This window comes from Nocardia sp. NPDC003963, from assembly GCF_053605105.1.
This window is the reverse complement of the sequence record NZ_JBSGIP010000001.1, coordinates 1557859-1581190: the sequence shown is the minus strand read 5'-3', so window position 1 is coordinate 1581190 and position 23332 is coordinate 1557859. Positions and strand designations below refer to the sequence as shown.

At 68.0% G+C, this 23332-nt stretch carries 23 protein-coding genes; 14 read left to right on the top strand and 9 right to left on the bottom strand.

Features of this window, described 5'->3' with window-relative positions:
* Nucleotides 1-15 precede the first annotated feature (15 nt).
* From ACWEWT_RS07400 to ACWEWT_RS07385, 4 genes are read left to right on the top strand one after another with little or no spacing between them, the layout of a single operon-like run.
* Nucleotides 16-882, top strand: coding sequence for an ABC transporter ATP-binding protein (locus tag ACWEWT_RS07400; RefSeq protein WP_452557142.1), 867 nt, complete (start codon nt 16-18; stop codon nt 880-882).
* Nucleotides 879-1994, top strand: a complete 1116-nt coding sequence (locus ACWEWT_RS07395) for a zinc-binding dehydrogenase (RefSeq protein ID WP_452557140.1) — start codon at nt 879-881, stop codon at nt 1992-1994. Before ACWEWT_RS07400 ends, ACWEWT_RS07395 begins: the two co-directional genes overlap by 4 nt.
* Nucleotides 1991-2485: a hypothetical protein gene (locus tag ACWEWT_RS07390; protein ID WP_452557139.1), complete on the top strand. Its 495-nt coding sequence runs from the start codon at nt 1991-1993 to the stop codon at nt 2483-2485. The genes ACWEWT_RS07395 and ACWEWT_RS07390 overlap by 4 nt, the downstream gene beginning before the upstream one ends.
* Nucleotides 2482-3441: a PDR/VanB family oxidoreductase gene (locus tag ACWEWT_RS07385; RefSeq protein ID WP_452557137.1), complete on the top strand. Its 960-nt coding sequence runs from the start codon at nt 2482-2484 to the stop codon at nt 3439-3441. Before ACWEWT_RS07390 ends, ACWEWT_RS07385 begins: the two co-directional genes overlap by 4 nt.
* 13 nt (nt 3442-3454) lie before the next feature.
* Here the strand turns inward: ACWEWT_RS07385 and ACWEWT_RS07380 are convergent, their stop codons facing one another.
* Together ACWEWT_RS07380 and ACWEWT_RS07375 are read right to left on the bottom strand one after the other, a co-directional pair.
* Nucleotides 3455-4237 carry an IclR family transcriptional regulator domain-containing protein gene (locus ACWEWT_RS07380; protein ID WP_452557135.1) on the bottom strand — a complete coding sequence of 261 codons (783 nt, stop codon included), beginning with the start codon at nt 4235-4237 and terminating at the stop codon, nt 3455-3457.
* 153 nt (nt 4238-4390) lie between these two features.
* The gene (locus ACWEWT_RS07375; RefSeq protein WP_452557133.1) at nt 4391-5443 is read right to left on the bottom strand and encodes an IS30 family transposase; all 1053 of its coding nucleotides are present in this window, start codon (nt 5441-5443) and stop codon (nt 4391-4393) included.
* On the opposite strand from ACWEWT_RS07375, the gene ACWEWT_RS07370 reads away from it, so the two are divergent.
* The gene (locus ACWEWT_RS07370; protein ID WP_452557131.1) at nt 5444-5626 is read left to right on the top strand and encodes a recombinase family protein; all 183 of its coding nucleotides are present in this window, start codon (nt 5444-5446) and stop codon (nt 5624-5626) included.
* A gap of 33 nt (nt 5627-5659) precedes the next feature.
* On the opposite strand, the gene ACWEWT_RS07365 is transcribed toward ACWEWT_RS07370, so the two are convergent.
* The gene (locus tag ACWEWT_RS07365) at nt 5660-6910 is read right to left on the bottom strand and encodes a sodium:proton exchanger (RefSeq protein ID WP_452557130.1); all 1251 of its coding nucleotides are present in this window, start codon (nt 6908-6910) and stop codon (nt 5660-5662) included.
* 834 nt (nt 6911-7744) lie between these two features.
* Here ACWEWT_RS07365 and ACWEWT_RS07360 point away from each other — a divergent pair.
* The gene (locus ACWEWT_RS07360) at nt 7745-9493 is read left to right on the top strand and encodes a DUF3556 domain-containing protein (protein ID WP_452557128.1); all 1749 of its coding nucleotides are present in this window, start codon (nt 7745-7747) and stop codon (nt 9491-9493) included.
* A 37-nt stretch (nt 9494-9530) separates the two neighbouring features.
* Here the strand turns inward: ACWEWT_RS07360 and ACWEWT_RS07355 are convergent, their stop codons facing one another.
* A complete protein-coding gene (locus ACWEWT_RS07355; protein ID WP_452557126.1) occupies nt 9531-10253 on the bottom strand; it encodes a GNAT family N-acetyltransferase in 723 nt (240 codons plus the stop codon).
* A gap of 266 nt (nt 10254-10519) precedes the next feature.
* Between ACWEWT_RS07355 and ACWEWT_RS07350 the strand changes: the two genes are divergently transcribed.
* On the top strand, nt 10520-11239 hold the full coding sequence (locus ACWEWT_RS07350; RefSeq protein ID WP_452557703.1) for a dienelactone hydrolase family protein: 720 nt from the start codon (nt 10520-10522) through the stop codon (nt 11237-11239).
* A 9-nt stretch (nt 11240-11248) separates the two neighbouring features.
* Here ACWEWT_RS07350 and ACWEWT_RS07345 read toward each other — a convergent pair whose 3' ends face one another.
* Complete coding sequence (locus ACWEWT_RS07345) at nt 11249-11818, bottom strand: GNAT family N-acetyltransferase (RefSeq protein ID WP_452557124.1); 570 nt, start codon at nt 11816-11818, stop codon at nt 11249-11251.
* 140 nt (nt 11819-11958) lie between these two features.
* Here ACWEWT_RS07345 and ACWEWT_RS07340 point away from each other — a divergent pair, with 140 nt between their 5' ends.
* On the top strand, nt 11959-13710 hold the full coding sequence (locus ACWEWT_RS07340; protein ID WP_452557122.1) for a penicillin-binding transpeptidase domain-containing protein: 1752 nt from the start codon (nt 11959-11961) through the stop codon (nt 13708-13710).
* Nucleotides 13711-13753: 43 nt separating this feature from the next.
* On the opposite strand, the gene ACWEWT_RS07335 is transcribed toward ACWEWT_RS07340, so the two are convergent.
* Together ACWEWT_RS07335 and ACWEWT_RS07330 are read right to left on the bottom strand one after the other, a co-directional pair.
* Nucleotides 13754-14929 carry a pyridoxal phosphate-dependent aminotransferase gene (locus ACWEWT_RS07335; protein ID WP_452557120.1) on the bottom strand — a complete coding sequence of 392 codons (1176 nt, stop codon included), beginning with the start codon at nt 14927-14929 and terminating at the stop codon, nt 13754-13756.
* 94 nt (nt 14930-15023) lie between these two features.
* A complete protein-coding gene (locus ACWEWT_RS07330) occupies nt 15024-15449 on the bottom strand; it encodes a DoxX family protein (RefSeq protein WP_452557118.1) in 426 nt (141 codons plus the stop codon).
* A 227-nt stretch (nt 15450-15676) separates the two neighbouring features.
* On the opposite strand from ACWEWT_RS07330, the gene ACWEWT_RS07325 reads away from it, so the two are divergent.
* The 5 genes from ACWEWT_RS07325 to ACWEWT_RS07305 all read left to right on the top strand — a co-directional run bounded on the left by ACWEWT_RS07325 (nt 15677) and on the right by ACWEWT_RS07305 (nt 20637).
* The gene (locus tag ACWEWT_RS07325) at nt 15677-16621 is read left to right on the top strand and encodes an undecaprenyl-diphosphate phosphatase (RefSeq protein ID WP_452557702.1); all 945 of its coding nucleotides are present in this window, start codon (nt 15677-15679) and stop codon (nt 16619-16621) included.
* Between the two features lie 332 nt (nt 16622-16953).
* Nucleotides 16954-18726: a hypothetical protein gene (locus tag ACWEWT_RS07320; protein WP_452557701.1), complete on the top strand. Its 1773-nt coding sequence runs from the start codon at nt 16954-16956 to the stop codon at nt 18724-18726.
* Nucleotides 18723-18920: a hypothetical protein gene (locus tag ACWEWT_RS07315; protein ID WP_452557116.1), complete on the top strand. Its 198-nt coding sequence runs from the start codon at nt 18723-18725 to the stop codon at nt 18918-18920. The genes ACWEWT_RS07320 and ACWEWT_RS07315 overlap by 4 nt, the downstream gene beginning before the upstream one ends.
* A complete protein-coding gene (locus ACWEWT_RS07310) occupies nt 18920-19309 on the top strand; it encodes a hypothetical protein (protein ID WP_452557114.1) in 390 nt (129 codons plus the stop codon). The genes ACWEWT_RS07315 and ACWEWT_RS07310 overlap by 1 nt, the downstream gene beginning before the upstream one ends.
* A complete protein-coding gene (locus tag ACWEWT_RS07305; protein ID WP_452557112.1) occupies nt 19306-20637 on the top strand; it encodes a hypothetical protein in 1332 nt (443 codons plus the stop codon). Before ACWEWT_RS07310 ends, ACWEWT_RS07305 begins: the two co-directional genes overlap by 4 nt.
* 105 nt (nt 20638-20742) lie before the next feature.
* Here the strand turns inward: ACWEWT_RS07305 and ACWEWT_RS07300 are convergent, their stop codons facing one another.
* Nucleotides 20743-21285 carry a PadR family transcriptional regulator gene (locus ACWEWT_RS07300; protein WP_452557110.1) on the bottom strand — a complete coding sequence of 181 codons (543 nt, stop codon included), beginning with the start codon at nt 21283-21285 and terminating at the stop codon, nt 20743-20745.
* Nucleotides 21286-21330: 45 nt separating this feature from the next.
* Between ACWEWT_RS07300 and ACWEWT_RS07295 the strand changes: the two genes are divergently transcribed.
* Complete coding sequence (locus tag ACWEWT_RS07295) at nt 21331-21903, top strand: peptide deformylase (RefSeq protein ID WP_452557108.1); 573 nt, start codon at nt 21331-21333, stop codon at nt 21901-21903.
* A gap of 155 nt (nt 21904-22058) precedes the next feature.
* Here the strand turns inward: ACWEWT_RS07295 and ACWEWT_RS07290 are convergent, their stop codons facing one another.
* Nucleotides 22059-23300 carry an oxygenase MpaB family protein gene (locus tag ACWEWT_RS07290; protein ID WP_452557106.1) on the bottom strand — a complete coding sequence of 414 codons (1242 nt, stop codon included), beginning with the start codon at nt 23298-23300 and terminating at the stop codon, nt 22059-22061.
* Between the last annotated feature and the right edge of the window lie 32 nt (nt 23301-23332).

Here is a 23332-nt window from a genome sequence, read left to right as displayed (position 1 = left end):
TCGGAACCACCTCTCATGTCCCACACAGCTACGCCGGCGCCGGCTCCGGCGCACAGTGCCGGCACCAAGCTCGCCATCCGCAACCTCAGCAAGCGTTTCACTGTTCCGGGCGGCCACGTCGTCACGGCCCTGGAGTCCTTCGATCTGGATGTCCCGCAGGGACAGTTCCTCGTCATCGTCGGGCCCAGTGGCTGCGGGAAGACCACCTTCCTGCGCATGCTCGCCGGCCTGGAAGAACCGACCGAGGGCACCATAGATATCGCCGGTGGTACCGCAGGACGGCCGGAGAACTCCATGGTCTTCCAAGGGGACACGATATTTCCCTGGATGACCGTGCGGGGGAACGCGGCCTACGGACTGGCCATGCGCGGTGTGCCGAAAACCGAGATCGACGAGACCGTCGGTCACTACCTCGACAAGACGGGGCTGACGAAGTTCGCCGAGGCATACCCGCACCAGCTGTCCGGCGGTATGCGCCAGCGCGTCTCGATCGCCCGGGCGTTCGCCAACGACCCGGAGATCCTGCTGATGGACGAGCCGTTCTCGGCGTTGGACGAACAGAACAAGACACTGTTGCAGGCCGAGCTGCTACGTATCTGGGACGAGACCCGGAAGACGGTTGTCTTCATCACCCATTCGGTCGACGAGGCGGTCACCCTCGGTGACCGGATCATGGTGATGAGTGCCCAGCCCGGGCAGGCGAAGGCTTTTATCGATGTCCCGTTCGAGCGGCCGCGCGATGTGCTCGAACTGCGTCACAAACCCGAATACGGCGCCATCGTCTACGACATCTGGCAGCAGTTGCGCGAAGAAGTCGAACGGGCGAAGCAGCAGGCCGAGGCGAAGAAGACCCCGGTCAAACGCGGGTGGTTCCGGCGATGAGCGATCTGCAGGTCCGCGCCGCCGTCAGTGACGGTCGGGGCGGGACCGCCGTCCGCACGCAGGTGCTCTCCGACCGGGTCAGCCGGCTGCGGGTGGAATCCTCCGCGGTCTGCGGTACCGATGTGACCCTGCATGCCGGTGGACTGAAGAAACCGGCGGTACTCGGTCATCACACCATCGGCCGGATCGAGTATCTGACCGAGGCCGATGCCGCGGCACTCGGCGTCACCATCGGCACCCGGGTTGCCGTCGAGGAGTACGTCGGGTGTGGGTGCTGCGCCGACTGCCGGGCGGGCCGATACCGGCTGTGCCCGAGCGTCGACCTGTGGACCGGCGGCGAGCGGGTCGGGATGATCCCGGCCGACCGCCGCTCGGGCCTGCACGGCGGCAACGCCGAGTACCTGGAGCTCACGGCGCACCATGCGCTGCACCCGCTGCCCGAACACCTCACCGTCGACGAGGCGGCGTGGACTCTCCCGCTGGCCAACGCTGTCGACTGGACCCTGGACGCCGGAGGTGTCGGGACGGGCGCCACCGCGGTGGTCATCGGGCCGGGCTACCACGGCCTCGCCTGCGTGGCTGCGGCTGCGGCCGGGGGTGCGGAGTCGGTGACGGTGCTCGGCCTGCCCAGCGATACCGCGCGTCTGGAGATGGCGCGTGGCCTGGGCGCGCACCCCGAGATCAGCGATGACACCGTGGTCGAGCGGGTGCTCGACCGGGCCGGGCGGGCCGACGCCGTCATCGATACCATCGGATCACCCGAGACCGTGGCAACCGCGCTTCGGCTGCTCGGCCGGTTCGGTGTCCTGGTGCTCGGCGGCCTCGGCGGCGGTGCCGCCGCCCTGGATCCGAGTGTGATCGTGCGCAATCTGCTGACGGTGCGCGGGGTACGCGGGCGCTCGCCGGAAGCTGTGCGCCGGGCCATCGGGCTGCTGGACTCGCGCGGCACCCGATTGGAAACCATCGAGTCCCATCATGTCCCGCTGGAACTGGTAGGCCCGACCCTGCGGGCGATGGGCTCGCACACCGGGCCCGCGACACCGCATGTGGTCGTCTCGCCCTGGCTTTCCTCCGGCGCCACCACACGTTCTTCTTCGGAGGCAACCGCATGAACCCACTACGCCGTTCCTACGAGGCGCGGGTGCTCGTCGTCCCGCTCGGCACCGGCAGCGCGCTTCTCACCGACGAGCTGGCCGCGCTCGGTGTCGACGGGATCCGCATCCTGAGCGACCCGGATCCGGTGCAGGCTCTGACGAAGCCACTGGGCGGCACTGCTTGGGAGCCACCGGTCTCGGCCGGCACCGGCGAGGTGACCAGGTCGGCCGATATGGTCGTCCTGATCGGCACCGATCTGTCCGATGTCCCCGAAGCGATTGTGCGCGAAGTCTGTACGGCCGGCCGGGAGGGCGGCGATCTGCTCGCCGCGGTGCTGGTGGACCCGCAGAACTGGACGGACCCGGCCGGTGCCTCCGCCATGGTCACGTTGCGCCAGGAAGTCGATATGGTGATCTCCGTCCGCGGACCGAAGCTGCTCGCCGCGCTGCTCGATGTACTCCGCGGCGGCGCACGCTCCGAGACCGCCCCCGCGGAGGTACCGGCATGAACGGCGCGGAGCAGGAATTCATCGAGGTCACCGTCCGGCAGGCCACACTCGAGGCCGACGGGGTCATTTCGCTGGAGCTGATTCCGGACAACGGCCTGCTGCCGCCCTGGGAACCGGGCGCGCATCTCGACATCATGCTGCCGTCCGGGCTGATCCGTCAGTACAGCCTGTGCAGCCCGCCGGGGGACCCGAGCTTCTACCGGATCGCCGTCCGGCGGGAAAACGACGGCCGGGGTGGGTCCGCCGAACTCCACGACACCGCGCTCGTCGGGCGCAAGGTGAGAATTCGTAAGCCGCGCAACCACTTTCCACTGGAACCGGCGCCCAGATATCTCTTCATCGCCGGCGGTATCGGCATTACGCCCATACTGGCCATGGCGATCCGGGCGGAGCGGGAGAAGTCACCCTACGAGCTGGTGTATGTCGGGCGCGACCTGAAGTCGATGGCATTCCGGCAGAAACTGGCAACCGGCCCGCACGTCAAGGTGCTGGTGAGTTCCCGGACCGGGCGTCCCGACCCGGCCGAGTTGGTTCAGTCGGTCACCGACGACACCTTGATCTACGCCTGCGGCCCCACCGGCCTGCTCGCAGACCTGGAGAAGGCCTGCGAGCAGGCCGGTCACACCGGTCGACTGCGCATCGAGCGCTTCGAGGCCACCGGGGCGGCCGCGGCGGAGGCGGCCTCGGGCGGCGCGTTCGAGGTCGAGTTGAAAAGGTCCGGAACGGTGTTGACCGTTGGTGCCGACGATCTCCTGCTCGATGTCGTCCGAGAATTCTGTCCGGACCTGATGACCTCGTGCGAAGAAGGCTTCTGCGGGACGTGCGAAACGAAAGTCCTCGGTGGCGAGCCGGAACACCACGACACCATCCTCAGCGAAAAAGAGCGGTCCGCCGGCAAGACGATGATGGTCTGTGTGGGCCGTTCGAAATCACCCCGGCTCGTACTCGACCTCTGAGAGGTCCCCGATTTCATCTCGCGGCGGCGGTCAGCGCCGCGCTGATCGCCGCCGCGGTATCGAGGAGCCTGGGCAGGATCGACTCACGCAACTGTTCCAGCGACGTCCGGGTGACATGGGTGGAGACGTTCACCGCTGCGACAGCACGTCCGTCCATCCCGCGTACCGGGGCGGCGACCGAGCGCAGCACCGGATCGAGCTCCTGGTCGGCGATTGCGTAACCATCGGTGCGGGCAGCGGCGATCATGCGCGCGATCTCGGCCGGGTCGGTCCGGGTGCGGCCGGTGAGCGGCTCGGCGTGGAGGTCGGACAGAAAGGTCTGCAATCGTTCGTCGTCGAGATCGGCGAGCAACACCCGCCCGGTGGAGGTGGCAAACGCGGGCAACCGTGTCCCGACCGCAATGTTCACCCGCAACACCCGAGATGCCTTCACCCGGTCCACATACACGACGCTGTCGCCGTCGAGAACCGTCAGTGAACAGGTATCGCGGACCTCATGCGCAAGGGCGGCCAGCCAAGGGTGTGCGACAGCGGTGAGGCCGAGGGAATCGAGGTAGATGTCTCCCAGCTCCATGATCTTCGGCCGCAACCAGAAGGTGGGGCCGTTCGTGGCCACATATCCCATATGCTCGTACGTGAGCAGAAATCGCCGCGCCGTGGCACGAGTCGTATCGACCGCCCGGGCGACCTCGGCCAGGGTCAACGGTTTCTGGCTGCTGCCGAGAATGTCGAGCACCTCGAGCCCCCGCAACAGGGAGGTGACCAATTCCTCGTCCGGTGCAGTTGTAGGGCTCACGCCTGGATTCTAGCCGCGCCTGGAACTGCCGTCGGTAATCGCGGTCCGGCGACCATCGACGAACGGTAGTGGACGGGTACGTCCGGTCGCACCGACCTGCGCCCATTTCGACCGGGCCGATTGCGAGGAATTTACGTTGAAGGTGAGGCGGTTTCAAAGGGTCAGTCCATCAACGCTGTTCAGATGTTCGGCGTAGACCTCGGCAGGGCTGCGGTATCCGTGGATCCTGCGGGGCCGATGGTTGAGTTCGCAGGCGACGGCATCGAGATCGTTCTGGTTGAATCGGCGCAGGTCAGCGCTCTCAGGTAGGTATTGGCGCAGCAGTCGATCGGTGTTCTCGTCGGTGCCGCGCTGCCCGGGGCTGCGGGGTTTGCGGAGGTAGATCGATGTCTGCGTCGCGGCGGTGATGGTTTGGTGGCCGGCGATCTCGCGGCCGCGGTCCCAGGTCAGGCTCCGGCGCATCGGTGCGGGCAGCCCGAGTAGGGCCCGTGTCAGGTGCGGTGTGACCTGCTCGGCTTCGATGCCGTCGGGCAGCGCCACCAGGACGGTGAACCGGCTGGTCCGCGCCACCAGCGTGGCGATCGCCGACGGGCGCGAGCCCATCACCGGATCGCCTTCCCAGTGGCCGGCGACCTGGCGGGTTTCGACCTCGGCCGGACGTTCGGTGATGGGCACGAGTTCGCGGACCACGCCTCGCCCGTCAGCTTTGCGGGCCCGTTTCGGGTGTCGCATCGGGCGTCCGGTGCGTAGCCGCTGTGTCAGGGTGCGGTCGATCGCCTTGCGCCGCGGGTCGAACAGGGCCAGGTAGATCGCTTCGTGCGAGATCCGCATCGCCGGACCGTCAGAGAAGTGTCGCCGCAGCCATCCGGCGATCTGCTCGGGTGACCACAAAGATTTCGGCTTGTCCTCCACCAAGGCCCGCAAGGGTGAGCAGGCCGCGAGCTTGACCGGTTTCGGCCGCCGCGCTCGCTGGCGGGCCAGCTGGCCGGCGACCGCAGCCCGGTAAGTGATCTGGCCGCCGTTGCGGGCGATCTCGCGTGAGATCGTCGACGGTGAGCGACCGAGCGACACCGCGATCATGCGCGATGAGCAGCCCATAGCCAGGCCCCGCGAGATCTCCTCATGCTCGGCCAGCGTCAGATGCCGGCTCTGCCGAATTCGGCGTCGCTTTCGAACTCCTCCGGTCTGGGCCAAGAACCGGCGCATATGCTGCAGGACCTGATCTCGATCGTGGCCGACCTGCGGCGCCGCGGTATCGGGTTCCGGTCCCTGCACGAATCCCTCGACACCACCACCCCCGGCGGTCGCCTGGTGTTCCATGTGTTCGGGCTGCTGGGGATCTCGCGGACCACGCTGTACAAGTACGTTCCCGAGTTGACCGGTAGGTAGCGGTCGTCGACGGGAACGACACCGCAGACCTGGTCATTGCGTGGGTGGGACCTGCTGGCTGTGGTCTCCGGAGCGGAAGGGCGCAGTGAGTACCCCGGCGATGTAGCGGCGATTGACGATCAGGGCGACCAGTGTGATCGCGGCGTAGACGCCGGTGAGGATCAGCCGGGCCTGGGTGCCGGGGAACGGGAACTGGATCGCGAACAGCACCAGCAGCGCCCATGCCGACCAGCGGTGGAACCGCAGCGACAGGATCAGGGCGACGCCCATGAGGGTCTGGGCAGCAGTGAGCAGGATTTCCTCGGTCTGGCGAGCGTCGAGCATCATGGCCGTGCCGCCGCCTCCGGCCATGTAGGCGATGGGTAGTGAGCCGATGAGCAGGGTCCATTGGTTGACCTTGCTGGAGATCAGGGTGGCGATGGCGGCGGTGCCCTTGCCGCGGGTGGCGAAGATGATGGCGATGACGAACTCCGGCGCTTCGGAGGCGAGCGGGGCCAGCCATTGCACCAGCAGGAACTGGTCGATACCGAGTGTGGTGCCCGCGTCGATCAGGCTGTTGGCGAACGGTTCCGCGCAGGCCAGGATGATCGCGGCGGCGACGACGAACAGCGTGATCACTACGGTCCGGCGGTGGGTGGCGGGCAGCGCGCCGATGGCGGCCGCGGTGCCGATCAGGTCCGGTTCCTCGGCTTCTCCGCGCGTGAGCTTGTAGAGGTAGAAGCCGAACCAGGCCATCAACGCCAGTCCGAAGACCAGGTGGATCTGGCCGGTCGCAGGTGCGACGAACGCCGCGATACCGGCGATCAGCAGGAAGCCGAGTTCCACCCGGTTTCCCGGTTCCAGGACCAGTTCCCGCACCGGGCGCCCGGACATCCTCGACGCGACCGCTACGGCGACCAGGACCACCACCGGCCAGCCCAGGCCCATGAGCAGCCGGTTGGAGCCGGTCATGTTGGCAGCCGCGTACTGCACGTAGGCGGGGTCGTGCCCGGCGGTCCAGGCGTAATAGAGATCGACCGCGTACTCCGGCAGCACCGCGATCAGCGCCAATACCGCAATCGCCAAGCCGCCGGAGATATCGACCTGCGCGGCCTCGGCGGCCCAGGCGAGCAGGAAACTGGCGGCGACCACCGCGGCCCCGTAGAGCAGCAGCGACAACACCGGGGCGGCATGGATACCGGTCACCCGCAACGCCAACGCTGGAACGATGAACACCGCCGCTATCAGCAGCGAACGGATCAGCACTCGCGGCGGGGCCGCCAGCCGGGAAGATTCGAGGGTCATGCCGGAGCATCCTTCGGTCATGGGCCGACCGAAGTCTCCGGCAACAAGGGAGGCTCCAGCCGACGAAATGGTCTGTCGGCCGAAGGTCTCGCTCGCCGTATCGCCACCGCCGTGGCCTCCGGTGGACGGCCGGGCACCGTGAACGATGCCAGCATGTCGACCGCCCGCCCGGCCCGGCAAATCACCGGACCGGAGAGCTACTCCCCTTCGCTGACAACGACCATAACCACACTCACACCGACCTGGCAAAACCTCGTATCGATCGAAAAATGTTGCATGACAAGCCAAAACAAATAGTAAGCCTCGCACCACGGGCAGAACACGGGCTTACGAACATGCAGCGTTCGCATCACCGAATAAAGCATGAAGCCGCAACCAAAACCCACCAGCGAATACCTAGCACACCGACAACAGGCAACCCGAAGGCCGCCGGCCTCCCGAGGTCCTCCAGGCCGCACGAGGACCGGCCAGCCCCCATCGCGCCCCGCAGCCTCTCCAGCCCGCCACCCAGCCGATTCGGGTCACTTATCGGTGGCCAGGTATCGGCGTTCTCCCGGGTAGAACTGCTGTCAGGTTGCGTTGCCGCCGATAGAGCGTGATTACTCGGGGCGGCTTTGTGCGAGAGTTCACGAAACGTGAGTACCGAAACCGCACGCGCTTCCTCCTGGATCCAGGACGAATCTTCGATGGGCTTGTCGAGCATGGATACCTGCGGACCGATTTCGGATGTTCAGGGTCCGGCATCGCGGAAGATCGGTCGATTCTGGGACACGGCGAACCCGGGCCTAGTACTTTCAATCAGTTGATTGAACGGCATACGGGAACGAGAGCGCAGTGAGCGGAACAGATCGGTTGTTCGGCATTCTCCGGCCGAACCTGCCGGTGGTCGACTTCGACGAATGGAGTAGAGGGACCCGGGCCGAGAAGCTCCGCCCGATGGCACGGCACTGGGCCGAGGTCGGTTTCGGCACGCCGGTGGTCCTGCATCTGTGTTACGTCGGCAAAATCGCGCTCTACATCCTCGGCGGTTGGTTGTTCGCGCTGACCACCACCGGTATCGACGGATTCACCTCGGTCGGTAGCTGGTGGTCGGAACCGATCGTGTTCCAGAAGGTCGTGCTCTTCACCATGCTGTTCGAGGTGGTCGGACTCGGCTGTGGGTTCGGGCCTCTGAACAACCGGTTCTTCCCGCCCATGGGGTCGATCCTGTACTGGTTGCGGCCCGGCACGATCCGGCTGCCTCCATGGCCGGACCGGGTGCCGGGCACCCGGGGTGACCGCCGCACCCTGTTCGAAGTGGTGCTGTACGCGGCGCTGCTGATCATGCTGCTGGTGGCGCTGTTCTCCGACGGGACCGGACCCGACGCCGCGCTCGACACCTCCGTCGGTGTGCTGCCCGGCTGGCAGATCGCGGCGGTGCTCGGTCTGCTCGCGGTGCTCGGCCTGCGTGACAAAACAATTTTCCTGGCGGCGCGCGGTGAGGTGTATGCGGCGCTCGCGGTCACCTTTCTCTTCGGTGGCGCGGATCTGATCGTCGGGGCGAAGATCGTTTTCGTCGTCATCTGGATGGGTGCCGCGGTCTCGAAGCTGAACAAACACTTCCCGTTCGTGGTCTCCACCATGATGTCGAACAGTCCGGTGGTGCGGCCCCGGGCTCTCAAACGACTCTTCTTCGAACGCTTCCCAGACGATCTGCGACCGGGGCAGTTGTCGCGGTGGTTCGCGCACGGCGGTACCGCGGTGGAGATGTGCGCGCCGCTGGTGCTGTTCTTCTCCCACGGCGGCTGGCCGACCGCGCTCGCCGCCACCGCACTGATCTGCTTCCACCTGGTGATCCTCACGTCCATCCCGATGGGCGTGCCGCTCGAGTGGAATGTCTTCATGATCTTCGGTGTCCTGACGTTGTTCGTCGCGCACGCCGATATCGGTATCTCCGCGGTGGGCAACCCGGTACCCGTGGTACTGCTGTTGATCGTGCTCGCGGGTGTGGTCGCGCTCGGGAACTTCTTTCCGCGCAAGGTCTCCTTCCTGCCCGGGATGCGGTACTACGCCGGCAACTGGGATACCACGCTGTGGTGTATCCGGCCGTCGGCCGACGCGAAGATCCGCGAGGGGATCGTCGCGGTCGCCACTATGCCTGCCGCGCAGTTGCAGCGTTTCTACGGCAGTCCGGAGGCCGCGCAGATACCGCTGTATCTCGGCTATGCCTTCCGCTCCTTCAACACCCACGGTAAGGCGTTGTTCACGCTGGCCCAGCGGGCCATGGCCGATCAGGACGAAACCGGATATGTCCTCACCGACGGTGAGCGGATCTGTTCCACCGCACTGGGCTGGAACTTCGGTGACGGGCATCTGCACAGTGAGCAGTTGATCGCCGCCCTGCAGCGGCGCTGCGGGTTCGAGCCGGGCGAGGTGCGGGTGGTCTTGCTGGACGCGCAGCCGATCCACCGGCAGACCCAGCGCTACCGGCTGGTGGATGCCGCCACCGGTGAGTTCGAAAGTGGTTCGGTCCGGGTCGCCGATATGGTCGTCCGGCAGCCCTGGGACCATGATGTGCCGGTATTCCCGGACGACCGGTCCTGAATGCCCGACGGCGACCGAATACGGCCGTAGCCGGATATCAGCTCAGCCGGACGCTGAGCTGGGCACCGAGCTCGCGGAACCCCAATGCCAGGGCAACTTTCCGGGATTCGGGCGCTCGTGCCCGCCACTGGGCCAGCAACCCGGCATCGAGCGCGTGTTGCACCGCAGCGGACCCCGCCACTCGGGCCAGACCCTCTCCGCGCCGGTCGGGCGCGGTGAGAACGGACAGCTGCGCGGTGCGGTTCGGCCAGATGCGGTACCCGGCGGCCGCGATCACCGCATCGCCGGCGCAGACCGCGAAAGCGGGAGAGGTGATTTCGTCCATACCGCTTTCCGCCGCGTCCTCGCTGCCGGCCGACCGGAGCAGCCGACCCAGGCCGGGATGCCGGCCGGGTAGTCGTTCGAGCCGGGCCCGGCCCGGCGGGACCGGCCGGAACCCGGCGTTGCCGGTGTAGGCCAACGTTGCCGGTCCGAGGACAGCCGCGAGCGGTAGTACCGCACCGAGCGCCACCGGGTCGACGAGATCATCGACCGGAAGGCGGGTGATCGCGGTTTGTATCAGCGTCGCGGCGGCGCTGCTCGGGGCGGTCGCTATCGCCTGGTTCCCGAGCCGGATGAAACCCGCCCATCCCGGTGGGCAGATCATCGCTCGCGGCGCGACCGCCGGTACCAGCCCGGGCGCCGGTGTGAACGAAACAGTTACTGCGGCAAGCTCTTCCCAGAGCGCACGCGCGTCGGCCGCTACCGGATCCGTCGACATGACTGCATTCTGCCGGGTTCTCCGCACCGAATCGAGGAGTGCCGGCCCCGCGGTTCTACCGGTCGCCACTGGGGCGCGCGCCGGCGGCACCGGGGACGCGAGGCGGCCGCGCGCGCGATGGCCGAGGGGCGTCCGGACATTGTTCGAGGCGATCCTGGCAGTCGGGGGACCGGTGCGGGCAGCCCGGACGACGGGGTGAGGGCGGCCACCGCTCGGCCGGGAAGACATTGGGTAGGGTCGCGACCGTGACGACGATCGAGATCGCGATGCCCGGTGGGGCCGCGGAAGCGTATGTGGCGGGAGACTCCGGGCCGGGAGTTCTGCTCTATCAGGACGCGATCGGCCTGCGACCCCAGATCGAGCGTATCGCCGACCGGATCGCGTCCTGGGGGTATGTGGTGCTGGCCCCCAACGTCTTCTGGCGGGACGGGCGAGCCGTGGATCTCGCTCCGGCCGGTGATCTGAACGATCCGGCGATCCGGCAGGCCTTCTTCGCCTCCGGTGTCATGGATCGAGTGCACGGATTGACGCCGGAGATCCTGCGCGCGGACGGGGAGGTGTGGCTGGCCGCGCTACACGGTCTCCCCGGCGTCACCGGGCAGGCCGTCGGGGCGACCGGCTATTGCTTCGGCGGGCGGGCCGCGCTGCGACTCGCCGCGCATCGGCCCGGCGAAGTCGCCGCGATCGGTATGTTCCACACCGGCGGGATCGTCACCGATGAACCCGACAGCCCCCACCTCGAGGTACCGGCGGTCCGGGCGGCGGTGCTGGCCGGACACGCCGACAACGATTCGTCCAACACCCCGGAACAGATCGCCGCGTTCGACAGCGCATTACAGGCCGCCGGGATCGATTTCCGTACTGCGGTGTATCCGGGTGCGGTACACGGCTACACAATGGCCGATACGGCCGCGTACCAGGAGGCCGGCGCGGAACGGCACTATCGCGAACTGCGTGAACTCTTCGCGCGGACGTTGACCGGGTAGCCGGCGGAGTCAGCGGTCCATCACGAATAGCAGGCCCTGTCCGGAATCGGCCGGCGCGCTCACCGCTCTCGGCTCGGTGCACGCCAATCGGTAGCCCAGCCGGCGCGGGACCGCGGCACTGCGTTCGTTGGTGGCATCGCAGCGGATCTGCACCTGCTCGATACCGGGAAGCCGCAGTGCCACCTCGGTGAGCGCGGCGACCGCGCGGGTGATCACACCGCGGCCGGTATGGGAGATATGGCACCAGTAACCGATCTCCAGAGTGGCCGGACCCACTCGGTCGTGCAATCCGATCGCACCGAGCAGGACGCCGTCGGAATCGAAGATCCCGAAGCCGAATTGCCCGTCCGACGGCGGCCAGCCGGTGGCGGCATCGTTGTAGGCGCGCTGTTCATCGAATGTGCGCGGAGTGGGCAACCACGGCATCCACGGATGCAGATGGTCGAAGGAGGTATTGATCGCCTCGAGCTGAGCCGTGATATCCGCGGCTTCCCAGCGCCGCACCAGGAGGTCACCGAGGTCGATCCGCTGTGGTGGGACGATCCCGGGCGCCAGGGCCGGTAGGTGCTCGGTGGTCACCTCGGAATCATCTCCGCGCCGTGGTCACCGGGCAACCGATTTGTCCGGGCGACCCACGTGACCGGCTGGGCGACGATTTCGCCACACGAGAATCTCGCCGGTCCGCTCCCGCCGCGGTCGTGGTCGATACAGTCGAAACGGTGCGCACCGATCGGAAACTCGTCGTCCTCCTGACCGCGCTCGGTCTGACGCTGGCCGGTTGCTCCTCCGGGCCGCCCGAACCGGATACCGTCGCCGAACGCTTCACCGAGGCTCTCGGCCGCGACGATATCGCCGCTGCCGCCGCGCTCACCGATGATCCGGCGCGAGCCGGAGCCGGTCTCGGTTCGCTCTTCGACGGATTGGGCAAGGGAGCGACCTTCGAAGTCGCCGGGGTGCGCGACGATACCTTCACCCTCGACGTGACCTGGAAATTGGGTCCCGATGGAAACCGGGAATGGAAGTACACCACCACGGGCACCGCCGGTGAGACCGAGGACGGCTGGCGGGTGCACTGGGATCCGGCCACCGTCGCGCCGGGGCTCGATACCGGCCCACTGAGCTACGCACCGGTCTATCCGCGACCTGCCCGCGTCCTCGACGCCGCGGGCGGCGAACTGATGGCCGAACAGGTGGTGACGCTGGTGCAGTTGGCACCCGGCGCGGACACCGCCACCGCCGCCGGTCTGCTCGCCCCGCTCGCGCCCGGGATCACCGCGGCCTCGCTGGATGCCGAACTCGCCGCCGCTCAGGGCAAACCGATCACGGCGATCAGTCTGCGCGACGCCGATATCGCGCCGATCCGTGACGCGCTGAGCGCGACCCGCGGGGTGACCCTCGCTCCGCAGACCCGGCTGCTCACCACCGATAGAACGATATCCGGGCCGACACTGTCCGGCCTGAGCGAACTCTGGCAGCAAGAGGCCGATGACGCCGCGGGCTGGGCGGTGCGGGCCGAAACGGCCGACGGCGCGACCCGGATCGCCGGTGCGGAACCGCGGCCCACCGCCGATATCCGGTCCACCATCGATATCGGATTGCAGCGCGCCGCGGAAACCGCCCTGGATCCGATCGGGACCCCCGCGGCGATCGTGGCGGTGCGGCCGTCGACCGGTGAGATCCTCGCGGTCGGGCAGAACGCCGCGGCCGATTCCGCGGGCCCGATCGCGCTCACCGGTTTGTATCCGCCGGGGTCGACATTCAAAACCGTCACCGCCGCCGCCGTGCTCGACGCGGGGCGCGCCGCCCCCGACACCGTGCTGCCGTGCCCCGGGGTGGCCGATATCGAAGGTCGCCGGATCCCCAACGACGACAGTTTCGATCTGGGACAGGTTCCGCTGCACACCGCGTTCGCCCACTCCTGCAACACCACCATGGCCGGGCTCGCGGTTCGATTGCCACCGGAGGCGCTGCGGAACACCGCCGAGCGTCTCGGCCTCGGTGTGGACTATGTGACACCCGGACTGACCACGGTGACGGGAAGTGTTCCGGTCGCGCAGACTCCGGCGGAACGGGTCGAGGCCAGTATCGGTCAGGGCCAGGTGACGGCTTCCCCGTTCGGCATGGCGCTGGTCGCCGCGTCCGTCGCGCACGGGACCACTCCGGCGCCGGTGATGGTGGCCGGTGCGCCCGGCACACCCGACCGGACACCGGCGCCGTTGCCCGCCGCGGTCAGCGACGATCTGAAAACCATGATGCGGGAGACCATCACCGCCGGAACCGCCACGCAGCTCGCCGATGTGCCGGGCCTGCTGGGTAAGACCGGTACCGCCGAATACGGCGACAACAGCAAGGCGCACGGCTGGTTCATCGGGATCCAGGACGATCTCGCGTTCGCCGTGTTCGTCGCCGACGCCGGCAGCTCCGGTCCCGCGGTGGACGCGGCCGGGCGAATGCTGCGGGCGCCGCGCTGATCACGAAGTGCCGGTCGGCGGTGATCCGACCCGCCGTCGGGCGCTAGGTCGTTGTCGCCGAGCGCAGCCGTCGTACGCCCTCGTCCAAGGTCTGCCGCCGCTTGCAGAAGGTGAACCGGACGAGATGACGCCACGGATCCGGATCATCGGTGAAAACGCTCACCGGGACCGCGGCGACGCCGAGCCGCCCGGGCAGTTCCCGGCAGAACCGCACCCCGTCGTCCGCTCCCAGCGGACGGATATCGGCGCAGACGAAATAGCTACCCGCGCTCGGATGTACCCGGAAACCCGTATCGGTGAGTGCGGCGGACAGGCGCAACCGCTGGTCGGCCAGCGTGCTGCGGAGCCCGGCCACCCAGTCGAGTTCGTGGGTCAGCGCGTGCGCGACCGCGGGCTGGAACGGGCCACCACCGACGAAGGTGAGGAACTGTTTGGCGGCGAGTACCGCGTCGATCAGCGGTGCCGCGCCGCAGATCCAGCCGATCTTCCAACCGGTGACACTGAACGTTTTCGCGGCACTCGACACCACCAGCGTCCGCTCGGCCATCCCCGGGAATGTGGCGATGCTCAGATGTTCGGCGTCGTCGTAGACGAGATGCTCGTAGACCTCGTCGGTCAGTACCAGCAGATCGTGTTCACACGCGATCTCGGCGATCGCCGCGAGATCGGCGCGACCCAGGACGGTTCCGGTGGGGTTGTGCGGGGAGTTCAGGATGAGCATGCGGGTGGCCGGGGTGATCGCGGCGCGCAGACTGTCGTGGTCGAGTACGAAGCGGTCGCCCGCGGCGACCAGCCGCGCGGTGCGCCGCCGGGCCCCGGCCAGGGCCACCGCCGCGGGATAGGAATCGTAGTACGGCTCGATCAGCACCACTTCTTCGCCGGGTTCCACCAGCCCGAGCACCGCCGCGCTCACCGCTTCGGTGGCCCCGACCGTCACCAGTACCTCGGTATCCGGGTCGTATCCGGTGCCGTAGCGGCGCGCGCGGTCCGCGGCGATCGCGTGGCGCAGTACCGGCATCCCGCGGCCCGGCGGGTACTGGTTGAGACCGTCGGCGATGGCGCGGCGGGCCACCTCGAGCATGCCCGCGGGCCCGTCGCTGTCCGGAAAACCCTGCCCCAGATTGATCGCCTCGTGGCGGACCGCGAGTTCGGTCATCTCGGCGAAGATCGTGGCGGCGAAGGGACGCAGCCGGTCGACGGTAGGGGCTCGGGAAGGCATGGGTCGAGCCTAGCCAGCACCTCCGGCCAATCGGCTCTCGGTGCTGCGCGGCACACCCGCCCGCCCGCGGGATCGCGGTCGGGTAGGGCCGGGGCTATACCTTCGCGCTACGCGGGACACCGGTGGACCACAGTGCCCACAGGATCAGTACCGGCTGGAACAGCAGTCGTACGAAGCGTTTCCGGTCGGTATCGAGCCGGAAGGCCGTGCGGTGGCCCTGCCACTGGGCAATATTGCCGGGGAAGACCGCGACGAAGAACAGCGCCGCGATCCGGCCCATCCGGACGCGGTCGCGGGTGAACACGGCCAGGCCCGCGCCGAGCATGATCTCGACACCACCCGAGGCCATCACCACGCCGTCCTTGTCCAGCGGCACCCAATCGGGCACCTGGGCCTGGAACTCCTCCCGGGCCCAGAACAGATGAGCGAGACCCGCGAAGACCAGCGCCGCCGACAACAGATAGCGGGCGGTCCGACGAGCCGGTGTGGTGGGCGCACTCTCCGATTCGCGACTGGCCATACCCGGAGCCTACCTGCGGGGCCGGCGTGGGTGAGGTTGTACACGAGCGTGTCCCGGGCCCGTATCCGGCGCACACCCCGGCAGCTACAACCTGTGCTGTGGCGGCGGATCCCGGCATCTTCCGGGCCGGGCGGGCGGGTCGCGAAAAATGCTGTGGAACGGTACTTTCGGGCTTTCCGGGCATGCTCCGACCCCGCCGGGAGGGCGCTCGCACCCGTGTAAGAATCATCGCGATGCTCACCTACGTTCAGGCCACGGTCATCGGTGCGGTGCAGGGTGTCACCGAACTCTTCCCGGTGTCGAGTCTCGGCCACTCCGTACTGTTCGCTGCCTGGCTCGGCGGTGACTGGCAGACGCTGGTCGGCCACGACGAATCCGAGACCGGAACACCGTATCTGGCCTTCGTCGTCGCGCTGCACGTGGCGACAGCGGTCGCGTTGCTCTGTCACTATCGCCGGGACTGGTACGAGATCGTCGCCGGTTTCGTGACGACGCTGCGGACGCGGCGGCCGGTCACCGTGGCACAGCGGCTGGCGTGGTTGATCGTGATCGCCTCGGTTCCGGTGGCGGTGCTGGGCCCGTTGCTCGTACATCCGTTGCACGCTCTGTTCGCCGCTCCGATCTGCGCCGGTTTCTTCCTGACCCTCAACGGAGTCGTACTGCTGGTGGGCGAAGGACTGCGCCGGCGCAACGAGCCCACGCTGGCCGAATACGGGCGGCGTTTCGCGTTGCAGGGGTCGGGCCGGCGGAACCCGGCCGGCGCCGAGAACGCCCGACTCCGGGCCGACCGGCGCCTGGCGGCGCTCGACGCGCGCGACGCGCTCGGTATCGGTGCCGCCCAGCTCGGTGCCCTGCTGACCGGGTTCAGCCGGGCAGGCCTGACCATGGTCGGCGGGTTGTGGCGTGGTCTCGAACACGCGCACGCGGCGAAATTCGCCTTCCTGCTCGCCACTCCGGCGATCCTGGGTGCGGGTCTGGTGGAGCTTCCCGAGCTGATCGGACCGGAAACCGAGGGCATCCACGGCCCGATTCTCGCGGGTGCGCTGGTTTCGGGGATCTCTTCGTGGCTGGCGGTCCGGTTCCTGGAGCGTTACTTCCAGACTCGCACGCTGCTGCCGTTCGCGGCCTATTCGCTCATCGTCGGGGTTGCTTCCATGATCAGGTTCTGCTGACTGCCCGGACGCGGATATCACCGTCCTTCGCGGCGTACGCTCTGGGCACCGGGCTGTTCTCGATCTTCGGGTTCGGTTCGGCCACTGTCCGGCGCGCACGGCTCCGGCCGGGTGTCCCTTGTGGTCGATCACGTGCGGAATCGGCGTGTCGCGGTGAGATCGGGACACGTCCGGGAACCCTCCCTGCCCGGTGGATATTCATGCTACTTTTCGTCACACATAATCCATCAGGGTGTGGAGGTCCTGTGCCGGACGGTGCGTACGAGGTACTCGGATGGTCGGCGGCGCCGGCCGGTGAAGGCGGCGGCGCGGCGCTGGACCAGGTCGCGATCATGACCGGATCCGCCGGTGTGATCGCGCTGGTGCTGCTGTGGGTCGGCTACCTGCACCGGACCCGCCGGATCACCTGGTTGCAGCGGATCGCCGACCGGCTCGGCCGGGTGTTCAACCGGCCCGGCTGGGTGGCGCTGCCGCTGGCGATGTTCCTCGCCACCATCCTGACCGCCCTGCTCGGATTCATCTGGGATGTGAGCCTGCACATCGGCAACGGCCGCGACGAGGGGCCGCTGGCCAACCCGGCGCACTATTTCATTCTCGCGGGCCTGTTCTTCCTGTTCACCGCCGGTATGTCCGCGATAGTGCTGCCGTTGGACGAGAAGCCCGGGGTGGCGGCCGTGCGGATCACGCGGACCTGGTGCGCGCCGGTCGGCGGGATCCTCGTCGCCGGTGCCGGGCTCTACGCCCTGATCGGGTTCCCGCTCGACGATGTGTGGCACCGGATCTTCGGCCAGGACGTCACGCTCTGGGGACCGACCCATCTGATGCTGATCGGCGGGGCCGGGTTCTCGCTGGTGGGCGTGCTGCTCCTCGAATTCGAGGGGATGCGCAACCGGCCGGATCCGGACCGCCCGGAAACTCGGCGGATGTGGCTGCTGCGGGCCTTCGCGTTCGGCGGCCTGCTCATCGGACTGTCGGTTTTCCAGGTCGAATACGATTTCGGTGTCGAACAGTTCCGCCTGGTACTGCAGCCGATGCTGATCGTCGCGGCGGCCACGATCGCCCTCGTCGCGGCCCGGCTGACTCTCGGCGCGGGGAGCACCCTGGTGGTGGTCGGTTTCGCCGCGGCGGTGCGGGCTGTTGTCGCCGTACTGGTCGGGGGGCCGATCATCGACGCGCCGCGCAATGTGTTCCCGCTGTATCTCGGGGCGGCCGTCGTGGTGGAACTGCTGGCCCTGCTGCCGCTGGCCCGGCGCCGGATCCTGTGGGGCGCGATCTGCGGTCTGGCGGCGGCAACGGTCGGGCTCTGGCTCGAATCGCGGTGGATCGCCGCGATGTTCGTCGATCCCTGGCCGACGGCGATATGGCCGGAACTGCTGGCGATGGCGATTCCGACCGGGGTCGCGGGGGGTGTCGTCGGCGGGATGTTCGCCGTCGTACTGCGTGGCGAGCCGCTCCCGCGGCCCGCGATACGCCGGGCGCTGGTGGTCGCGGCGGTGGCGGTCGTAGCGGCTGCCACCACCAACGGCCTGATGATCGATGTCCCGCAGGACGCCCGGGCCACGGTACAACTGCGCGACGCGCCCGAAGAGGGCGGCCGGATGGTGTACGCCGATATCCGCATCACCCCGGCGGATCTGGTCGGCACCGACCCCGAATGGATCCAGATCCTGGCCTGGCAGGGCGGCGTCGGTAGCGACAGTCCGGGCCGTGGGCTGGTGGTCGACCAGTTGCGGCGCGCGGGTGAGGGGCATTACGTATCGACGAAACCTGTTCCGGTGCACGGAAGCTGGAAGACTCTGCTACGGGTCCAGGACGGCCGGACGATGACCGCGCTACCGATCTTCATGGCCGCCGATCCCGGTATCGGCGCCGCGGAGGTCCCCGCCCTGGAATCGTTCACCCGGCCCTTCGTCGCCGAGATCACCGTGCTGCAGCGTGAGCGGTCCTTCGATCATCCGGCGTGGTTGTTCGCCGCGGCCGGGCTGGTCGTGCTGGCGTGCAGTCTCGTCCTGATCGCGGCACTGTCCTGGGGCGCCGCGCGGATCAACGATCGGTATCTGCGCGACTTCAGCACAGGGGAGAAGGAACAGGCACCCGTGCCATGACCGATCGATACGACGGCGTGGTGCTGCTCGCCGACCATTCGATCCTGCTGGCGGTCCCCGCCTTTCTCCCGGCCTTTCTCATCGCGGGGGTGGTGGTCGTGATCGCGGTCCGGGACCGTAGAAGCGCGGCGGACGAGGACCGGCCGCCGCACCGGGACGCCGATCCCGATACCGAACCCGACGAGGAGGACTGATGCCGTCCGTTTCCCGCCTGTGCCTCACGGTACTGGCCGCCGGTCTTTTGCTGGCCGGTTGTGCGAGCAGCGAACCGGAACCTTCCGGCACGGGCGAGGCGAGCGCGTCGCGGAGCGCCGCATCCGTGATCGTTCCGGTACGGATCGTCGCCGGTACGGTCACTCCGTCCGACGCCCGGTTCGAAGCACACGTGGGCCAGCCGATCGAGATCGTCGTCGACAGTGATACCGACGACGAACTGCATGTGCACGCCGAACCCGACCACACCTTCGCGATCACGCCCGGAACCGGTGAGCGCTTCCGGTTCACCGTCGCGGTGCCGGGGCGGGTCGAGATCGAACTGCATCACGCCGGGCATACGGTGGCCACCCTGCTCGTTCGCGAATGACGCTGCTCGCCCACGGCCTGGGCGGTGCGGCGGACCTGCCGATTCCGCTGACCTACGCGCTGATCGGCGCCGCCTGGGCACTCACCTTCTCGTTCGCCGTGATCGCCTCCGCCTGGCGGGAACCGCGACTGGACCCGGACGCTCCCGGTATCGCGCTGCCCGCCGGTCTGCGGTCGTTCGCCGACGCACCGGCACTGCGCGCGAGCGTCGCGACGCTGAGCGTTCTGGTATTCGGCGCGGTACTGGCCGTCGGAGTCGCCGGTCCCGCCGATCCGGCCCGCAATCCGGTCCCGGGGGTCGTCTACGTATTCCTGTGGGTCGGGGTACCCGTCGTGTCACTGGTGGCCGGACCGGTGTGGAAGGTGCTGTCCCCGGCGCGGGCCGTCCACCGCGTGCTCTGCGCGGCCGGCGGGCGCTCACCCGAGGCCGGGCTGCTGCGATATCCCGAGGTGCTGGGGCACTGGCCGGCGGCATTCGGGCTGTTCACCTTCGTCTGGCTGGAACTGGCCTCGCCCGACCCCGGTTCGGTGCGGGCGGTGACTCTGTGGCTCACCGGATATCTGGTCGCCGCCGTGGCCGGGCTGATCGTTTTCGGTACCACCTGGGCCGAACGGGCGGATCCGCTGGAGGCGTACAGCAGTCTGCTCGGCCGGTTGAGCCCCGTGGGCCGGGGTGCGGTCGGCGCATTCGTACTGCGCTCCCCGCTCGCGAATCTCGCCGGGACACCCGTCGGCGCCGGTTCGGTGGCGGTGGCGGCGACGCTGCTGGGTTCCACGGCGTTCGACAGTTTCTCGTTGTTTCCGTGGTGGCGCGGTCTGGTGTCCGACGCGAACTCGGCGGGACTTCCGGTGACGCTGGTATCCACTCTCGGACTGCTGGTGTTCATCGGTGTCGTCGGGGTGAGCTTCCGGTTCGCCGCGGCGGCCGCGGGAGGCATGCCGCGGGCCGAACGCCGGCTGCTACCCAGGCGCCTCTCCTATACATTGACGCCCATCGTCGCGGGATACGTAGTCGCACACTATCTGACTTTTCTGGTCGAAAAGGGGCAGGCGACCGTGATCCTGTTCGCGGATCCCTTCGGGGTCGGCTGGAATCTGCTGGGTCTGGCCGATCGCGATATCGCCTATCTGCTGTCCGCGCACCCGGCTCTGCTCGGCACGGTCAAGGTCCTCGCCGTGGTCACCGGCCATATCCTGGGAGTCGCGGCCGCCCACGATCGGTGCCTGCGACTGCTCCCACCGGCGCATCGGCTCACCGGCCAGCTCGCGCTCATGCTCCTCATGGTCGGATTCACCTTCACCGGGCTCTATCTGCTCTTCGACGCTTGACGGAAACGGTACGACCGGCGGCCGTTGTCCGCGCCGGGCGGTGATCGGCCGGCCCGCCGTCGCCGGCCCGATCGGCCGTCGATCCACGGCTGGGTGGCCTTCGTCCTACTGCTCGGACAGTTTGTCGATATCGGCCAGCACCTTTTCGTGCCAATCGATCTCGGTCCGGATCCGCATCCGGGCGTGCTCGGCGATGAGATCGTCGGCGGTGCGCTGGTCGGGCCAGCGCCGGTCGAGCTGGTGCTCGATCCGGGAGCCGAGGGCGCGGAGCGCGGCGATCCGATCTTCGAGGTAGCCGCGCAGCAGTTCGGTATCGAGGTCGTCGCCGACGGCCAGCGCGAGATCCACCGGGTCGGGCCGGACGTCGACTTCGGTGAAGGCTTCGTCGCGCAGGGCACGCAGTTCCCGTAGGCCCTCGTCGGTGATCCGGTAGATCGTGCGGGCCGGCAACGCGCCCTGCTGTTCGGTGCGTACCGGCTGAACCAGGCCCTCGCTCTCCATCCGATGCAGTGCGCCGTACAGCGATCCGGGCTTCACCCGCGACCACAGGTCGGCGCGGTCGAGACGGGCATCGCGGCGCAGCTGGTGGCCGTGCATCGGGCCGCGCCGGGCCAGCGCGGCCAGTACGAACAACCGGGTTTCGTTCACCCGATCAGTCTTACACGACTACTCGTATTTGAGTAGTCTGCCCGCATGACTGTGCGACCGATACTCATCGCCGGCGATCCGCGGCTCGTCACCGCCGCGGTTCCGGTCGGTGTTTTCGACGACGACCTCGCCACGCTCGTCGACGATCTGTTCGATACCAATACGGCCGCCCCGGGTGCCGGGCTCGCGGCGAACCAGATCGGGGACCCGCGTGCGGTGTTCGTCTACGACCTCCTCGATGCCGGAACCCGATATCGCGGCCATATCGTCAATCCGGTGTTGCGTACCGCCGAACTCCCGGAGACGATGCCCGACCCCGACGACGATCTCGAGGGATGCCTTTCCGTTCCGGGCGAATGGTTTCCGACCGGGCGGGCGTACCGGGCCGAAGTGGTGGGTGTGGATATGACCGGAGAACCCGTCACGATCGAAGCAGCCGGATATCTGGCCCGCTGCCTCCAGCACGAAACCGACCATCTCGCGGGAATGCTCTACCTGGACCGGTTGATCGGCCGGAACCGGCGAGCGGCCCGCAGGATGATCAAAGAGCGGGGCTGGACCGTACCCGGTAACAGCTGGCACCCGGATGTTGATCCGAGCCGCCCCGACGCTCAGTAGAAGGTCGCCTCGATCAGGCGCCGGCGCAGCCAGGTGAGCGCGGTGGCACCGGCGGATCGACAATGTAGGAGGGATAGCTCTGGTGGGCGCCGGATGAGTGCCGCGTACGCCCACTCGCCCGCACGGAAGCATTCCGCGCGGGCTGGGGCGGTGGGTCAGCGCGGGGGCCGGCTCATATCCCGGTTCATCGTGGGGAGCTCGATACTGATGGGCATCCGGAGTTCGGCCAGGTACCACAGCGCGAACTGGCGCAGGAACTCGTCGAAGAGCCAGTACGCCTCCTGGGCCGGTGGGGCGACGGTGAGTACGCCTTCGCGGACCGCGATGAACGGGCCCCAGCTGAACCGCAGCAGCGGATCCCAGACCGGCTCACGGGCGATGGCCAATCCGTCGGCGATCCTGTCGCCGAGCAGGAACCGGGTGAAGGCGCCCAGGACTCCTTTGCTCAGGATCGCCAGGTCGAGGTTGGTCCCCAGCCGCAGCAGGCGATCGGCGAGCTTCGCTCCTTCGGGGGTGGGCGCGATGATCGGATCCAGTACCTGGGCCGCCTGGGAGTTGGCCTGATCCCAGGAATTCGGTATGTACTCGTCGCGGACGCCGAGCATATGCGCGGCGACCTGCCACGAATGGAGGAACGCATCCGATTCGTGGGCGGGGATCGGCACTTTCCAGGCTGTGAGATGACGCATCACGGTGGTGGGCAGGCTGTGCCAGGTGACCATGATGTCGTTCTGGCTGATCGGAATATCCTCGTCGGCCGAGGCGACCCAGTGCGGCGACTGTGGCAGCAGATGCCGCACCGCGGCATGGACCAGGCGCGTCTTGACGCAGGTGACGACCATCTCGCCGTCCGGACCGTAGGCGTTGCCGCTGCCGATGTCGTAACCGAGTTTGGCGGTTTTGGAGATGCGGTCCTTCAGATCGTGGCCGCCCTTGGAGTAGTAGACCGCCCGGGCCTCCTTGGGGATGACCGTGCTCATCATGCCGCTGGCCAGGCCGTAGAGTACACCGAGGTAGAGGCCGCGCTTCTTGTTGAAATCGACGGCGGTGGCGAGTTTTCCCTGATCGGTCCACTGCGGCAGCTGCCGTGCGTATTCCATGAAGTCCCGCAGGTCGGGGGGTAGTCCGGCCGGTAACGGCTGACCGTTGCGGGTCCAGGTCCGCAGCAGGCCGTTGATCGCGGGAACCTCGCCGCGGTCGATGAGGGAGGCGACCAACTGGTCGGCCTCGGGATCCCAGACCCCCATCGGATCTACGCCTGCTCCGCTCCCCGCGACCGAACCCTGTGGCGACCATGTCCACGGTTGCGCTCTGGCCGGGCCGGCTATGGCGAGTGCGCCGACCGCGCCCAGTACCCCGCCCGCTTTCAACGCATCGCGCCTGTTGAATCGGTCCATGTCGCCACTCCTCGTCGAGTTGGAACACCGCG

Coding starts and splice junctions, on each gene's coding strand:
- ACWEWT_RS07400 (WP_452557142.1), top strand. CDS start 16: ATGTCCCACACAGCTACGCCGGCGCCGGCTCCGGCGCACAGTGCCGGC.
- ACWEWT_RS07395 (WP_452557140.1), top strand. CDS start 879: ATGAGCGATCTGCAGGTCCGCGCCGCCGTCAGTGACGGTCGGGGCGGG.
- ACWEWT_RS07390 (WP_452557139.1), top strand. CDS start 1,991: ATGAACCCACTACGCCGTTCCTACGAGGCGCGGGTGCTCGTCGTCCCG.
- ACWEWT_RS07385 (WP_452557137.1), top strand. CDS start 2,482: ATGAACGGCGCGGAGCAGGAATTCATCGAGGTCACCGTCCGGCAGGCC.
- ACWEWT_RS07375 (WP_452557133.1), bottom strand. CDS start 5,443: ATGCGCCGGTTCTTGGCCCAGACCGGAGGAGTTCGAAAGCGACGCCGA.
- ACWEWT_RS07370 (WP_452557131.1), top strand. CDS start 5,444: ATGCTGCAGGACCTGATCTCGATCGTGGCCGACCTGCGGCGCCGCGGT.
- ACWEWT_RS07365 (WP_452557130.1), bottom strand. CDS start 6,910: ATGACCCTCGAATCTTCCCGGCTGGCGGCCCCGCCGCGAGTGCTGATC.
- ACWEWT_RS07355 (WP_452557126.1), bottom strand. CDS start 10,253: ATGTCGACGGATCCGGTAGCGGCCGACGCGCGTGCGCTCTGGGAAGAG.
- ACWEWT_RS07350 (WP_452557703.1), top strand. CDS start 10,520: ATGCCCGGTGGGGCCGCGGAAGCGTATGTGGCGGGAGACTCCGGGCCG.
- ACWEWT_RS07335 (WP_452557120.1), bottom strand. CDS start 14,929: ATGCCTTCCCGAGCCCCTACCGTCGACCGGCTGCGTCCCTTCGCCGCC.
- ACWEWT_RS07330 (WP_452557118.1), bottom strand. CDS start 15,449: ATGGCCAGTCGCGAATCGGAGAGTGCGCCCACCACACCGGCTCGTCGG.
- ACWEWT_RS07320 (WP_452557701.1), top strand. CDS start 16,954: ATGACCGGATCCGCCGGTGTGATCGCGCTGGTGCTGCTGTGGGTCGGC.
- ACWEWT_RS07315 (WP_452557116.1), top strand. CDS start 18,723: ATGACCGATCGATACGACGGCGTGGTGCTGCTCGCCGACCATTCGATC.
- ACWEWT_RS07310 (WP_452557114.1), top strand. CDS start 18,920: ATGCCGTCCGTTTCCCGCCTGTGCCTCACGGTACTGGCCGCCGGTCTT.
- ACWEWT_RS07305 (WP_452557112.1), top strand. CDS start 19,306: ATGACGCTGCTCGCCCACGGCCTGGGCGGTGCGGCGGACCTGCCGATT.
- ACWEWT_RS07295 (WP_452557108.1), top strand. CDS start 21,331: ATGACTGTGCGACCGATACTCATCGCCGGCGATCCGCGGCTCGTCACC.
- ACWEWT_RS07290 (WP_452557106.1), bottom strand. CDS start 23,300: ATGGACCGATTCAACAGGCGCGATGCGTTGAAAGCGGGCGGGGTACTG.